At 56.1% G+C, this 13,507-nt stretch carries 12 protein-coding genes and 1 tRNA gene; 2 read left to right on the forward strand and 11 right to left on the reverse strand.

Annotated elements, in window-relative coordinates; translation table 11 throughout:
• Positions 1–255 precede the first annotated feature (255 nt).
• Positions 256–1,266 carry a GntR family transcriptional regulator gene (locus A1WC_RS09105; protein WP_016161421.1) on the forward strand — a complete coding sequence of 337 codons (1,011 nt, stop codon included), beginning with the start codon at positions 256–258 and terminating at the stop codon, positions 1,264–1,266.
• Between the two features lie 44 nt (positions 1,267–1,310).
• Here the strand turns inward: A1WC_RS09105 and ldtA are convergent, their stop codons facing one another.
• The 3 genes from ldtA to nac all read right to left on the reverse strand — a co-directional run bounded on the left by ldtA (position 1,311) and on the right by nac (position 4,304).
• On the reverse strand, positions 1,311–2,252 hold the full coding sequence (ldtA, locus tag A1WC_RS09100) for a L,D-transpeptidase (RefSeq protein ID WP_012967646.1): 942 nt from the start codon (positions 2,250–2,252) through the stop codon (positions 1,311–1,313).
• Between the two features lie 77 nt (positions 2,253–2,329).
• A complete protein-coding gene (gene cbl / locus A1WC_RS09095) occupies positions 2,330–3,280 on the reverse strand; it encodes an HTH-type transcriptional regulator Cbl (RefSeq protein ID WP_004180456.1) in 951 nt (316 codons plus the stop codon).
• Positions 3,281–3,386: 106 nt separating this feature from the next.
• Complete coding sequence (nac, locus tag A1WC_RS09090) at positions 3,387–4,304, reverse strand: nitrogen assimilation transcriptional regulator NAC (protein WP_002911729.1); 918 nt, start codon at positions 4,302–4,304, stop codon at positions 3,387–3,389.
• Positions 4,305–4,634: 330 nt separating this feature from the next.
• Between nac and A1WC_RS09085 the strand changes: the two genes are divergently transcribed.
• Positions 4,635–4,710, forward strand: a tRNA-Asn gene (locus A1WC_RS09085).
• Between the two features lie 73 nt (positions 4,711–4,783).
• On the opposite strand, the gene A1WC_RS09080 is transcribed toward A1WC_RS09085, so the two are convergent.
• The 8 genes from A1WC_RS09080 to A1WC_RS09045 all read right to left on the reverse strand — a co-directional run bounded on the left by A1WC_RS09080 (position 4,784) and on the right by A1WC_RS09045 (position 13,174).
• Positions 4,784–6,274, reverse strand: coding sequence for a cysteine desulfurase (locus tag A1WC_RS09080; RefSeq protein WP_032691217.1), 1,491 nt, complete (start codon positions 6,272–6,274; stop codon positions 4,784–4,786).
• Positions 6,261–7,205 (reverse strand): family 2A encapsulin nanocompartment shell protein, encoded by a 945-nt coding sequence (locus tag A1WC_RS09075; RefSeq protein ID WP_008804182.1) that lies wholly within the window; start codon positions 7,203–7,205, stop codon positions 6,261–6,263. The genes A1WC_RS09080 and A1WC_RS09075 overlap by 14 nt, the downstream gene beginning before the upstream one ends.
• A gap of 37 nt (positions 7,206–7,242) precedes the next feature.
• A complete protein-coding gene (gene moeB / locus A1WC_RS09070; RefSeq protein WP_012541141.1) occupies positions 7,243–8,418 on the reverse strand; it encodes a molybdopterin-synthase adenylyltransferase MoeB in 1,176 nt (391 codons plus the stop codon).
• Entirely contained in the window at positions 8,415–8,705 is a 291-nt protein-coding gene (locus tag A1WC_RS09065) for a MoaD/ThiS family protein (protein ID WP_008804180.1), read from the reverse strand. Before A1WC_RS09065 ends, moeB begins: the two co-directional genes overlap by 4 nt.
• A 59-nt stretch (positions 8,706–8,764) precedes the next feature.
• Positions 8,765–9,193 (reverse strand): Mov34/MPN/PAD-1 family protein, encoded by a 429-nt coding sequence (locus A1WC_RS09060; protein WP_016161423.1) that lies wholly within the window; start codon positions 9,191–9,193, stop codon positions 8,765–8,767.
• On the reverse strand, positions 9,186–10,091 hold the full coding sequence (locus tag A1WC_RS09055) for a PLP-dependent cysteine synthase family protein (protein ID WP_012967642.1): 906 nt from the start codon (positions 10,089–10,091) through the stop codon (positions 9,186–9,188). Before A1WC_RS09055 ends, A1WC_RS09060 begins: the two co-directional genes overlap by 8 nt.
• Positions 10,092–10,154: 63 nt before the next feature.
• Complete coding sequence (gene epsC, locus A1WC_RS09050; protein WP_008804177.1) at positions 10,155–11,084, reverse strand: serine O-acetyltransferase EpsC; 930 nt, start codon at positions 11,082–11,084, stop codon at positions 10,155–10,157.
• A 455-nt stretch (positions 11,085–11,539) separates the two neighbouring features.
• A complete protein-coding gene (locus tag A1WC_RS09045) occupies positions 11,540–13,174 on the reverse strand; it encodes a Na+/H+ antiporter (protein WP_016161424.1) in 1,635 nt (544 codons plus the stop codon).
• Positions 13,175–13,507: the final 333 nt, after the last annotated feature.

Genomic DNA, 13,507 nt, shown 5'->3' on the forward strand with positions numbered 1-13,507 from the left:
ATGACAACAAAGTGTCCAAAATGTGATCATATCGTATTAATTTTGTTTTATTGCATTAATTTCAAGAAGATATAAGTGGGTAGGGTAATGAGATAACAAGTGTAGAAGAGCATCATGAACAGGAGTTATAAATGTATATTTTATGTAATGATCCATTAATGGGCGGCCTGCACTACCGCGGTGCTAATGATGGGGGTTGGTATGACACCGCTCAGGATGTGATAAGGTAAGTTTGATGAGGTAAGGATCGAAAATATGGTCATGCAGACAAACCCTTCGCATGCGGCAACGGAAGATACCGCCGCTGCGCGCTATGAAGTTATTCGTCAGTTTTTACGTCATATTCTGGTTGCCCAGCGAGTGCCAAAGGGGCTGGTACTTCTGGAGGGTCCGTTAGCACAACTATTCGGTACCAGCCGGGTGCCGGTGCGTCGGGCGCTCAGCCTGTTACATGAAGAAGGGTTAATTACCCGCTTCGAGGGGCGTGGCTTTATCGTGGCACAGCCTGACGAAGAGGTCGAGCCATTGCGCCTCGCCCTGACCAGGGAGCTCTTCGGCCTTGATGAACAGCAGCCATTGGTGGATACCCGCACCAGTGGTGAAAAGGTGCTGGAGAACCTGCAGGTTGTACTCTCAACAGCCATGGTATTTGGCTGTTACTCGGTGAATGAGCAAAAAGCGGCACAATATTATAATGTTAGCCGCTCGGTAATCCGTGAAAGTCTAATGCGTTTGCGCGACAAGGGACTGGTAGAAAAAGAGCCTTACTCACAGTGGTTGACCGGCCCGCTTACCGCGCGCGAAATCGCCGATCACTTCGAGATCCGCGCCAGCCTCGAACCCGCAGCGTTGTGCAAGGCTGGACCTCACCTTTCGTCGGCGTGGCTGGCGTCCATGCTGCAAAAGACGCAAGGTTATAAAGGTCGACAATTGACTGCCGCGGAACTGGAGTTACTGGAAGAAGATCTTCACATCCGCTGCCTCGAGCCCGCAGGTAATAAGCTGATGATGCAGATCCTGCGCCAGCATCAGTCTCCTTTCATCATCACGCGTATCTTCTATGATTTACTGGCCATTCCGGTAGAAACCGCCACCCTGGAAGAACACGCTCTGGTGTATGACATGTTGCTGAAAGGAAACTGGGCGCTGGCGGCCGCCTGCCTGAAAGATCACCTTGAACGCGCGCAATCCCGGACCCTTCAGCGCTTAAAAGTGCTTTCCGTGCTGCCTGTCCCCGACTTACCCAACTTTATGGAAGCGAACTAAGCAGAGGGCGGTCAGCCCGCCAGGGACAGCCAGTCGTTCGACACTTACAAACTCCCCTGCACCGCTGCAGCGCTGATATTCACCGGCATGCCGGAGCGGCGCTGCAGGGTTTGCTCGGCCTGCGAAGGACTCACTCCCGGCCCCTGAGTAAACTCGCGCAGCGCCGAGGTCATCGGTAGCGGGACCTTTCGGTCGGATTCAAATTCCGCCCGGTTGCGCGACAGCGGCTCGTGCACCTCCAGCCAATGGCTGCCGTCCGGCTCCACGGTGTACTTCACCGGCTGATCGATTAGCTGGACGCGCGTCCCCACCGGTACGTTATCAAACAGGAATTTAATATCATCATTGCGCAGGCGAATGCATCCCTGGCTGACGCGCAGCCCAATGCCAAAGTTAGCGTTGGTGCCGTGGATGGCGTACAGCCTGCCGATGTAGATCGCATACAGCCCCATCGGATTATCAGGCCCGGGCGGCACCAGCGCCGGCAGGGTTTTGCCCTCTTTCGCATACTCGCGCCGGGTATTGGCGGTCGGAACCCAGGTCGGTCCCTCCTGCTTGCGCTCTACCGCCGTCACCCAGTTACGCGGGGTTTCGCGTCCGGCCTGGCCAATGCCGATTGGCAGCACTTCCACACTATTGCCCAGCGGCGGGTAATAATAGAGACGCATTTCGGCGACGTTGATGACGATCCCTTCGCGCACGGTGTCAGGCAGGATCAACTGTTGCGGAATAATCAGCGTCGAACCGGAGTGCGGCAAATAGACATCGACGCCGGGGTTGGCCTCCAGCATATTGCTCAACCCCTGGCCGTACTGGGCAGCAAAACTTTCCAGCGGTTGGGTGTTGTTCTCCGGCACGGCGATGGTAAATGCGCTGCCCACCAGACGACTTCCCTCCGGCGGCAGCGGATAACTGACGGCCAGCGCGCCGTGGCTGGCGAGCAGCATCAGCGCAGAACAAAGTAATTTCACACGCCGCATCGTCATTTTCCCTTCCTCAGTCGCGACTCTCGTGTGTGAATTATAGCGTTATTTCCTCGCCTCGATCCGCTGACCACGATGGCTTAAATCTGATAGTCGATAGCGGCCTCTTCCGGCTCCATCGCCTGACGCTTAATTTCATCCAGCGACAGTCCGGCATTGCACAGTTCGATAAAGCGCCAGACGTAGTTACGCTGGAGCTGGCCCCGCTTCAACCCCAGCCACACGGTATTGGCATCGAACAGATGACGAGTATCGAGACGCGTAAAGGTGTCCGCTTCCCTGGCATCTCCGGACTGCTCGGCAACCAGCCCGACGCCCAGCCCCAGCTCGACATAGGTCTTGATGACATCGGAATCCTGCGCGCTCAGCACGATATCCGGCATCAACCCCTTGCGGTTGAAGGCCTCATCGATTCGCGAACGGCCAGTGATCCCCTGGCGGTAGGTGATTAACGGCCAGCGGGCGATCGCCTCCAGCGTCAGAGGAGACACCTGCGTCAAAGGATGATCCTTCGGCACCAGCAGGCTGTGATGCCAGCGGAACCAGGGGAAAGCCGCCAGCGTCGGGTCGTTGCTCAGGCGCTCGCTGGCGATACCGATATCCGCCCCGCCGTTATGCAGCAGCGCTTCGATTTCCTGCGGGGTGCCCTGCACCAGCTCGACGCGAACATCTGAGAACAGCTCGCGGAAGGCTTTAATCACCGGCGGCAGGCTGTAGCGCGCCTGGGTGTGGGTGGTGGCGATGGTTAAGACACCGGAGGCATCATTGGTAAAGAGATCCGCCAGCCGCCGGACGTTGCTGGCTTCATTGAGGATGCGCTCGGCAATGGATAACAGCGCTTTACCCGGCTCGGTCATGCCTAACAGGCGCTTACCGCGACGGATAAAGATCTCAATCCCCAGCTCCTCTTCCAGTTCCCGGATATGGCGGCTGACGCCTGACTGCGAGGTATAGAGCATATTCGCGACTTCCGTCAGGTTGTAATCCTGACGGGCCGCCTCACGGATAATTTTCAGTTGCTGGAAGTTCACCCTTTCCTCCGGGCCAATGGACTTAACGTATCTGCTATTGTTAAAGTCTGTTGTCCCAGGTAACAAATAATAAAAACCAGCAACTTATTCCTTAAGAGAATATAGCCTAACTAACCAGCTGCAGTTCACGGTTCTCCAGCGACGGGCGGCTCACCAGAGACAGCAGGATCTCTTTCACCGCCTGCGCCTGCGGCGACAGACTGCCGCGTGCCGACATATTCAGCGACAGCGACAGGCTCATCGACGGCGTGCTAATCCGCGCCATCCAGCCGTTTGCCGCGCCGCACAGGGAGCGGGCAGCGGATTCCGGCAGGACCGTCGCCCCCATGCCGCTGGCGATAGCCGCGGTCAGAGTGGTAATGGATTCGATCTCGCCGATAATTTTCGCCGACAGACGACGCAGGGTGAACGCCTCGGTGACCCGCGCCCGTACCGCGCTGTAATCCCGCGGCAGGAACAGGTTCATCTCCGCCACCGCCGTGAGATCCACGCTCTGTCCCGGGCAGTCGCGGGTACCCACCAGGTAGAGATCCTCTTTCAGCAGCGGCTGGCTGACGATACCGGCCACTGGCGAACGCTCATACAGCACCGCCATATCCAGCTGACCCGCCAGCAGCTTGTCATTCAGCGCAGTGCCGCTGCTCTCCTGCAGATAGACCATCACCTCGGGCAACTCATTACGCACCGTCTGCAGCAACGGCATGGTAATGGCAGAAGCTGCCGTGCCCGGCGCCAGGCCAATCGAGACCTGACCACGCAGCGTCTGGCCGACGTTATTGACCGCCAGCTGCGCCTGCTCACACTGGCGCAGGATGGTTCGCGCATGGGTGTAGAGTATTTTACCGGCTTCCGTTGGCGTGACCCCTCGCTTGGTGCGTATCAGCAACTGCTGGTCCATTTCACCTTCCAGGGTCGCGACCTGCTGGCTCAGGGCCGGTTGTGCGATGTGCAAGACTTCAGCGGCCTGGGTCAGACTGCCGATATCGACGATTTTCACAAAATATTTCAGTCGTCTTAAGTTCATTTTGCCTCCTGTAAGGAACGCCAGCGTCAACGCTGGAAGTATGATGCAACTGGTTCTGCAATTTGCTTGCCAGCTTTTCAATTGCGCTGCCGCTGCCCGCCAGAGGCCGTGTTATAAGGGATAGTGATAACAATCCAGCTTTTATTTGCCCGGTAAGCAGATTGTGGTATGCCCCATTAGGGGTATTTTTGCACCGCAACGGTGCGTAATGGTGAAAAAAGCACCACCCAGCCAGGGGTTGTTGAAATTGTCAGCAGTTGAACGCAATTCTTTGAATCAGGCTTTGACAAGGCCGGATGGCATCGTTAATATGCGCCCCGTTCACACGATTCCTCTGTAGTTCAGTCGGTAGAACGGCGGACTGTTAATCCGTATGTCACTGGTTCGAGTCCAGTCAGAGGAGCCAAATTTAAAAAAGCCTGCTTTCGAGCAGGCTTTTTGCTTTTCGGTTTTCATGCGGCCTTACGCGGTTTACGGCGTCATTGCCGCGCGGCAAATCGGGCAACCTGTTCGGCGAGAAAATCGATTTCCTGCGGCGTGTTATAAAAAGCCAGCGAAGGCCGGACGGTACTCTCATAGCCCAAACGACGCAGGATCGGTTGCGCACAGTGATGCCCGGACCGCACAGCGATGCCAACCTGACTGAGATAGCGCCCCACGGCTTCATTTTCATGCCCCGCCAGCACAAAAGACAAGACGCTGGTTTTGTTCGCCGCGGTGCCGACCAACGTCAGGCCCGGAATAGCCGACAGCTTCGCTATCCCATACTCCAGTAAGGCATGCTCATACTGCGCAATATTTTCGATCCCCAGTGAGGTCACATAGTCGATGGCCGCCCCCAGCCCGACGGCATCGGCAATATTGCCCGTTCCCGCTTCAAATTTATTCGGCGAAGGCTGATAGCGCGTCAGCTCAAAGGTCACGTCGGCAATCATGTTCCCGCCGCCCTGATACGGGCGCGCCGCTTCCAGTACCTCCTGCTTGCCATAGACGACGCCGATCCCGGTAGGTCCAAAAATTTTATGCCCGGAGAAGACAAAGAAATCGGCATCCAGCGCCGTGACGTTGGTCGGGATATGTGAGATAGACTGCGCGCCGTCGATGGCGATACGCACGCCAAAACGATGGGCGATCTGCACCAGTTCCTGAACCGGCGTCACGGTCCCCAGGGCGTTGGAAACGTGAGTGGCGGACACAAAACGGGTTTTATCGTTGAATAACCGAATATACTCCTCGACGATCAGCTGTCCGTGCTCATCAACCGGCGCAACGCGGATCGTCGCGCCCGTCTCCTGCGCAATAAGTTGCCACGGCACAATGTTGGCGTGATGCTCAAGCTGCGTGAGGATAATTTCATCCCCAGGGCGTAGCAGCGGCTTCACGTAGCTGTGAGCGATAAGATTGAGTCCCTCCGTGGTGCCGCGCACAAAGATAATATTCTCCGGGCCGCGGGCGCCAATAAAACGCGATACTTTCTCTCGCGCGGCTTCATAAGCATCGGTGGAACGAGCGGCAAGCGTATGCGCCGCCCGATGAACGTTCGAGTTTTCGTGCAAATAATAATGGCTGATGCGATCGATAACCTGCTTCGGGCGCTGGGTCGTCGCGGCATTATCCAGCCACACCAGCGGATGCCCCTCCACCTGTTCGGCAAGGATCGGAAAATCTGCACGGATCCGCTCAACCGGGATCTGCCCAACCCGCGCCGCTGGCGCAGGCCGGGAGCCGAAAGCAGGCAATGTTGCAAACCCGCGAGGGGTGATATCCGCCCTGCTCTCCTGGCCCAGTGGCACCACCCGCGGCGCGTAGGCCGTCTCCACTCCGCGCGGACGGGCGGGCGTATCGCTCAGCAACCCTTGCAGATCCCGCGCGTCGGGCAGACCATAATCGCGTGCAGAGGGGACGTCATCCGCCTCGCCGGGCCATCCGCCCGGCGCAAAGGGAAGCGTGAATAAATTACTCGTAGTCATAATATTCACCCACTTCAACATCTTCCAGCACAGCAATGGCATCATCGGCCAGGATCGCGGCGGAGCAATAAAGTGAGAGTAAATAAGAGGCCACGCCGTTATCATCGATCCCGCGGAAGCGCACCGACAGCCCGCGAGACTGCTCGTTTGGCAGCCCTTCCTGATAAAGCCCCAGCACGCCGCGTTTACTTTCCCCGGAGCGAATCAGCAGAATATTGGTTTTCCCGCCCTGGCTTTTTGGGTTCTTCAGTCCGTCGACAAACAGTTTATCGGAAGGGATCAGCGGAATACCGCGCCACAGAATAAAAGTCCCGCCATGCAGGTTCACGGTGACCGGCGGCACACCGCGTCGCGTGGCTTCACGCTGAAAGGCGGCAATGGCCCGCGGATGGGCGAGGAAGAAGGAAGGCTCTTTCCACACTTTTGACAACAACTCATCCAGATCATCCGGCGTCGGGCGGCCGTTGCGGGTCTGAATGCGCTGCGAGTCATCAATATTTTTCAGCAGTCCATATTCATCATTATTAATAAGCTGGCTTTCCTGGCGTTCACGCAGGCTTTCGATCGCCAGCGCAATTTGCTCTGACGCCTGGTCATAGGGCGAACTGTAGAGATCGGCAATTTTGGTATCAACGTTAATAATGGTCGAGATCGAATCCAGCTGATATTCACGCGGTGTGGTCTGATACTCAATATAGCCCTGCGGTATCTCTACGCGCGAAGGATCCTGGCTGCATAATACGTCCAGCGGCGTCTCCCCCTCCACGACCTTGTTGACGCGATAAATGCCCGACTCCAGCCCTTTATAATCGAGAAAACGACTGACCCAGCGCGGAGTAATTGCCGCAAATTGCGGCGCCGTTTTGGTCACATTCGCTAACTGATACGCGGCTTCACGCCCCAGTGCATTAATGCTTTTTTGTTCTGCCATGATAAGTCCTTAGTGTTTGAAAGAGTGGAGCTGAAGGTTAGTACTGCGGTAAACGGGTATCGACATCCCGCGCCCAGGCGTTTAGGCCATCTTTTAAATTCATCACGCGCCCCTGATAACCTGCGCGCTGGAGTGCCCGAATGGCGAAAATACTGCGCTGCCCTATCTTGCACAGAAACACCGCATCGACCGTCGGATCGAATTCATCGATACGTCTGACTATCTGGCCCAGCGGCATCACTTTGGCCTGCGGAAATTTTGCGATCGCTCTTTCGTGGGGCTCACGAATGTCGATCAGTTGCAGGGGTTTTCCCTCCTCTATCCACGCATGAAGCTCAAGCGCCGTGACGCTTTCAATGGGTGCTTCTGACTCATCAGGTTTCAGCCCGCAAAACTCCTCATAGTCGATGAGCGCATGGATCGACGGATGCTCACCGCAGACCGGACAGCCGGGGTCCCTCTCCAGCCGCAGTTCACGTTGCTTCATCTGCCACACATCGAAGAGCAGCAGACGGCCGATCAGGCTCTCGCTGCCGCCGACGATAAGCTTGATGGCTTCCGCGGCCTGAATAGTGCCAATAATGCCCGGCAACACACCGACCACGCCGCCTTCCGCGCAAGAGGGCACCAGCCCCGGCGGCGGTGGCTCGGGATAAAGGCAGCGGTAGCAGGGCCCTTGCCCGGCATAAAAAACGCTGGCCTGCCCTTCAAACTGGAAGATGGAGCCGTAGACCAGCGGCTTACCCAGTAACACGCAGGCATCGTTGATCAGATACCGGGTGGGATAATTGTCCGTGCCGTCGACCACCAGGTCGTATTCGCGGATGATCTCGAGCGCGTTTTTACTACTCAGGGTGGTGTTATAGGTTTCCACCTGAATCTCGGGGTTAATTGCTTTAATCTTGTCTTTCGCCGAAGCGACTTTGGGGCGGTTAATATCTTTGGTGCTGTGAATAATCTGCCTTTGCAGGTTGGAGATATCGACAAAATCAAAGTCGACAATCCCCAGCTTACCAACCCCCGCCGCGGCCAGATAAAGCGCCACTGGCGCCCCCAACCCGCCGGTGCCAATAAGTAACACGCGGGCGGCCTTCAGACGCTTTTGCCCCTCAAGCCCGACTTCCGGCAGCAGCAAGTGGCGGCTGTAGCGGGCAATCTCAGCATGCGTCAGCGCCGACAGACGGTCGTCCGGGATAATGCTCGGTCTGCTCATATCGCCTTCCCGACGCCACCGGCAATGGCGGGAACCAGCAACACTTCCGCCCCATCGCTAACCGGCGTCTCCAGCCCACCGGTAGTTTTAATATTGTGTTCGCCCACATACAGATTGATAAAGCTGCGCAACGCGCCTGCGTCGTCATACAGATGCGGCTGAATGTCCGGATATCGCGCCGCCAGCGCCGCGACCAGTTGCCCAACGGTGTGACCTTCGAGGGTCACCTTCCCCTGACCGTCGGTGAACGCGCGTAGCGCAGTGGGGATCAGTAATGTCGATGCCATAGTGATAATCTCTCCGTGTTTTGCTCTGGTTTCCGGCAACGTTGTGCCTGTTATTCACGTCATGAAACGATGTGCACTTCCTCCTGCAAAAAGCGCAGGCGGTCCTGCGTGAGCCGCCAGCTGGTCAGCGCCCCCGCCTGCCGCTGCGCGACCGCCACGATGATGTAGGCGTAAAACGGCAGGGCATGTTCACGGTCAAATTCCGATGGAATGGCCGGATGATCGGGGTGCGAATGGTAATAGCCGATGACATCCACACCTTCCCCCAGCGCAGCACGCTCCGCCCGCAAGGCGTCGTCGGCGGTGATAACAAAGCGGTGGTACTGCTCTTCCGATTCCCGCGCGTTGACGATGGGGAAAATCGCCGTCACACGGCCATCGCCCTGCGCAGATAAATGACCAAAAAGCGCACCACAGCATTCATTGGGATAGGTCTTTTCCCCTTCAGCGCCAATCTGTCTGGCGATTTCACGAGTCAATTCAATCATGGGTTTCATTCCAGAAAGGGTCGGTCAAATAGCGGGAGCCCACATCGCACAGCAGCGTGACCACCACCGAACCAGCCGGCAGCGTGCGGGCCAGCCGTGCGGCGGCGGCAACATTGGCGCCAGATGAAATACCGACAAAAATGCCGTCCCGCCGGGCGAGGCGTCGCGCGCTCGCATAGGCCTCCTCGGTGGTGACGGAAATCACATCATCAAACAGGGTTTCGTCGAGAATGCCGGGTTTAATACTGCTGCCCATATGCTTAGTCCCTTCAATGCCATGGAATGGCGAAGCGGGCTGAACGGCGAGGGTTTTCACCCGCGGATCCTCAAACTTCAGCCGCCGGGCGGTGCCGACAAAGCTGCCTGACGTGCCCATCCCGGCGACAAAATGGGTGACTTGCTTTCCGCTTTGCTCCCAGATCTCTTTCCCGGTGGTCGCGAAATGCGTTTGCGGATTAACGGGGTTGTTATACTGGTCGGGATAAAAATAGCGCTCCGGGTGTGCGGCGACCTGGGCCTGGACTTCAAGATAAGCGCCATCGGAACCTTCAAGCGGATCAGTCTCCACAATCGTGGCGCCATACTGACGAATTATTTTTTTACGCTCCGGGCTGGTATTCTGCGGGAGATACAGCCGAACGTGATACCCCAGCGCGGCGCCGATCATCGCGTAAGCAATTCCGGTATTACCGCTGGTCGCATCAATAATAGTTTTATCCGGCGTCAATAACCCCCGCGCAATTCCGTCCAGTACCATCGCTTTTGCCGCGCGGTCTTTCACCGAGCCGCTGGGATTCATAAATTCAGCTTTCGCCAGCAGCGTGACACCCGATAATTCTGCAGAAAAAGAGGGCAAGGCTATTAAAGGCGTCTCGCCAATCGTTTCAAGTAAATTCATAATAATGATCACGCTGCTATTTTAATGGTACGGGAACGATAGGTTTATTTATTCTTGTAATGATTAAATGCCGTCGCCGTCGCTGAAATGTCTCTGCTGTATTCGCGCCTGTTGAACATTACTGTCCGGTGGCACATCACGGGTTAGCCAGATATTTCCTCCGATGCTGGAGCGCGCCCCAATGGTAATTCTCCCGAGGATTGTCGCGCCGGCATAAATCACAACGTCATCTTCAATAATAGGGTGGCGAGGATAATTTTTTTGCAATTGTCCGTCCTCACCGACGAGGAAACGTTTGGCCCCCAGGGTGACGGCTTGATAAATACGCACTCGTTTACCGACGATGGCGGTTTCACCAATGACCACACCGGTTCCGTGATCGATAAAGAATCCGTCATCAATCTGCGCACCGGGATGAATATCGATTCCGGTCTGGCTATGCGCCTTTTCCGTGATGATGCGCGCCAGCAGCGGAAGGTCTAGCTGATGCAGCTCATGGGCCAGCCGATAGTGCATTACCGCATGAATTCCCGGGTAGCAGAGCAGCACATCATCCATGCTGCGCGCGGAAGGATCGCCCTGATAAGCGGCGAGGATATCACCGTCAAGACGCTGACGAATCACCGGTAAACGGTTGGCAAACTGCTGAACGCGTCTGACCGCCTCCTGCAACAGGACCTCATTTTCCGCCTGCTCATCCGACTGATAATAGAGTTCCAGAAGCGCTTCTTCGGTGAGCCTGTCCAGCGCCGTGCCGAGCAAATGGCCGACGTAATAATCTTCCCCCTCTTTGCGTAAGTCCACGTCGCCTAAGCGCATCGGATAAAGCACTTTTATTAATGTATCCGCAACGGAATTAACGCTTTCCCGGGAAGGTAAACTCCGTTTATTACGATAATTATTCTTCGCGTGCTCATCGCGCCACGCCTGGCGAACGCGACGCAATTCATTGACGACATTATTTAAATGCCAGTTATTTTCTCTTTTCGGCAAGAGATACAATTCACCCGCTTCCGGCATAATAATATCCTTCATAAAAGCACATCGATAAAATTCTTTTTGGCGTTACCTCACTTTTATGCATTACCCACATTAAAAACAAATAACCTTATTGACTTTAAATAGCTGAAAAGAATAAATAGTTAAAAATCAAGGTATTCTTCCCCCCTCACCTCGCTCAGTCGTGACATCGCGTCCCGCCTGGTCAAGCATTGCAGGCGTCAAACCCCAGTGAGATGGGGAAAAGCAGGTTCCTTGCAATAAGTAGAGCCAGAGGTTTGCTTTCAGAGCAACTCGCCCCATCTGCCACTGTTCGCCAGTCCAGGCCGCCAACATAAAAAAAGCCTGCTTTTCCAGCAGGCTTTGTTTTATACCGCGGCAGAACACCTCTTCCGGAAGGCGAACCAGCCCCTTTCAGCGCTTACGCCCCGGCCCTCCGGCCATGTTTGTTAGCGCAAGCTTTCTTCCTTGAGGTCTATCTCCCGCAGCACTTCATAAAAGGTCGTATCACTGATGTTATGGGCGCGCCGCAGCCGGAACAGCTCCTGGCGCTGAGCGATAATGACCTCCCTTTGCATATACTTCTCCAGCCTGGCGCGCTTCGCCAGCTCCAGCCCGACGTCCTGCTCCTCGTCACTGTCGTTATAGTGCAGCCGCCGCTGGTACGTTTCCAGCAGCATATTGCCCGCATCGACCCGCAAAGCCTGCTCATTCGGATCGTCCACCGACTCGTCCAGCAGCGCATTCAGGCGGTTAATCGCCACTTCGGTCATCACCGCACCGATATTGTCCTTTCCGGTGTCATGGGGTAAATCATCGGCAAGATACTGGGTCATGTACGGCAGGCCAACAGCCGCCACGATGAGCGACATCAGGATCACCGCCATTGAGAGAAAGATCAGCAGTTCCCGCCCCGGAAACGGCGAGCCATCCGCCAGCAATACCGGTAGTGTCAGGATACCGGCAAGGGTCACGGAACCTTTTACCCCCGCCAGCGCCATGACGGCCATAATGCTGAATCGCGGACGGATAGTGATAGCCTTGCCCCGGCGCTTACGGCGGAAAATCGTCAGGGTCATCGACAGCCATACCCATGCAAAGCGCATCAGGCCAAGCGCCAGGGTGATGGCCACCGCGTACAGCAGCAGATACCAGGGAGACGAGACGCCGGCCTGACTGGCCACCGCAGGAAGCGTATTTAGCATGCGCGGCAGCTGCTCGCCCAGCATGAGAAAAATCATGCCGTTGAGGGTGGTCTGCAGCATGGTCCACACCGCGCTGCTTTTCATGCGCGTCGCCGGCAGTCGGGGACCCGACAGCTGCTCATAGTGCATCGCAATGCCGGCGGCCACCGCGGCAAGAATGCCTGAGACATGGAACGCCTCGGCCAGCAGATAGGCAGCGAAGGGGATAAGCAGGCTTATCAGGATCTGGATTGCCGGCTCCTCGCGGGTGCGCCGCACGAGAAAGTTATTGCATTTGCCGGTGACCCACACCACCACGAGGCCACTGAGGATCCCCCCAAACGCCATCAGGAAAAACTTCACCACCGCGTCTCCCGGGGAGAAGCTGCCGGTCAGCACCGCGGCGATGGCGAAGTTAAAGGCGACAAGGCCTGAAGCATCGTTTAACAGCGACTCCCCTTCGAGAATATGCGCCATCCTTGAGGGAAGCGGTGAGCTGGCGGTCATTGCCGATACCGCCACCGGATCGGTGGGTGACAGAATAGCCGCGAGGGCGAACCCCGCGGCCACGGTGATAGCCGGGATCAGCCAGTGTATAAACAGACCAATGCCGAGGATCGTCACCATCACCAGGCCTATCGCCAGCGACAGAATCGGCTTCATATCCCTGAAAAAGGCGTCTTTGGGGATCCGCCAGCCATCGAGGAAAAGCAGCGGCGGAATAAACAGCAGCAAAAAGATATGCGGATCGAAATCGACCTGAAATCCGCCGGCGGCCAGCGCAGCGCCTGCGGCGATCTGGATCAGCGGCAGCGGCACCTTAACGGGCAGAAGATGAGACACGAACACGGTCACGACGATGGCCATCATAAAGACCAACACAATAGTAATTAGCGACATTCGCCCCCTCCTCTGACGGCAATACTCATTCTGTACATCACGCTTTTATTCCTTTCCTTGCAGGTGTTGTTTCATCGCCGGTTTATTGCTTCAGACGCCGATAATAGAGGTCAGCAATCTCGGTATGATGGCGATGTTATTTAAACTACGGTGCGCCTCATGCCGAACCAGGGGTGACAATGTGTTTTATCGTACCGCCTTTGTCAATCCGCCATCGTCTGCAAATAATTGACAATCCGCGTCTGCGACAGCGCAATGCAGGTATCTCTGGCGCTCGTCTATCCCACCTGATGGTAATCACGGATCAATACATTTTTATATTATTAGTTCTTC

It is taken from the genome of Klebsiella sp. KTE92 (assembly GCF_000398905.1).
GTDB classification, from domain to species: Bacteria; Pseudomonadota; Gammaproteobacteria; order Enterobacterales; family Enterobacteriaceae; genus Klebsiella; species Klebsiella variicola.

What these genes read in the sequence shown, in the direction of transcription:
- A1WC_RS09105 (WP_016161421.1), top strand. Translation starts at nt 256, where the DNA reads ATGGTCATGCAGACAAACCCTTCGCATGCGGCAACGGAAGATACCGCC.
- A1WC_RS09045 (WP_016161424.1), bottom strand. Translation starts at nt 13,174, where the DNA reads ATGTCGCTAATTACTATTGTGTTGGTCTTTATGATGGCCATCGTCGTG.
- A1WC_RS09075 (WP_008804182.1), bottom strand. Translation starts at nt 7,205, where the DNA reads ATGGCAGAACAAAAAAGCATTAATGCACTGGGGCGTGAAGCCGCGTAT.
- ldtA (WP_012967646.1), bottom strand. Translation starts at nt 2,252, where the DNA reads ATGACGATGCGGCGTGTGAAATTACTTTGTTCTGCGCTGATGCTGCTC.
- nac (WP_002911729.1), bottom strand. Translation starts at nt 4,304, where the DNA reads ATGAACTTAAGACGACTGAAATATTTTGTGAAAATCGTCGATATCGGC.
- A1WC_RS09060 (WP_016161423.1), bottom strand. Translation starts at nt 9,193, where the DNA reads ATGATTGAATTGACTCGTGAAATCGCCAGACAGATTGGCGCTGAAGGG.
- A1WC_RS09055 (WP_012967642.1), bottom strand. Translation starts at nt 10,091, where the DNA reads ATGAATTTACTTGAAACGATTGGCGAGACGCCTTTAATAGCCTTGCCC.
- moeB (WP_012541141.1), bottom strand. Translation starts at nt 8,418, where the DNA reads ATGAGCAGACCGAGCATTATCCCGGACGACCGTCTGTCGGCGCTGACG.
- A1WC_RS09080 (WP_032691217.1), bottom strand. Translation starts at nt 6,274, where the DNA reads ATGACTACGAGTAATTTATTCACGCTTCCCTTTGCGCCGGGCGGATGG.
- A1WC_RS09065 (WP_008804180.1), bottom strand. Translation starts at nt 8,705, where the DNA reads ATGGCATCGACATTACTGATCCCCACTGCGCTACGCGCGTTCACCGAC.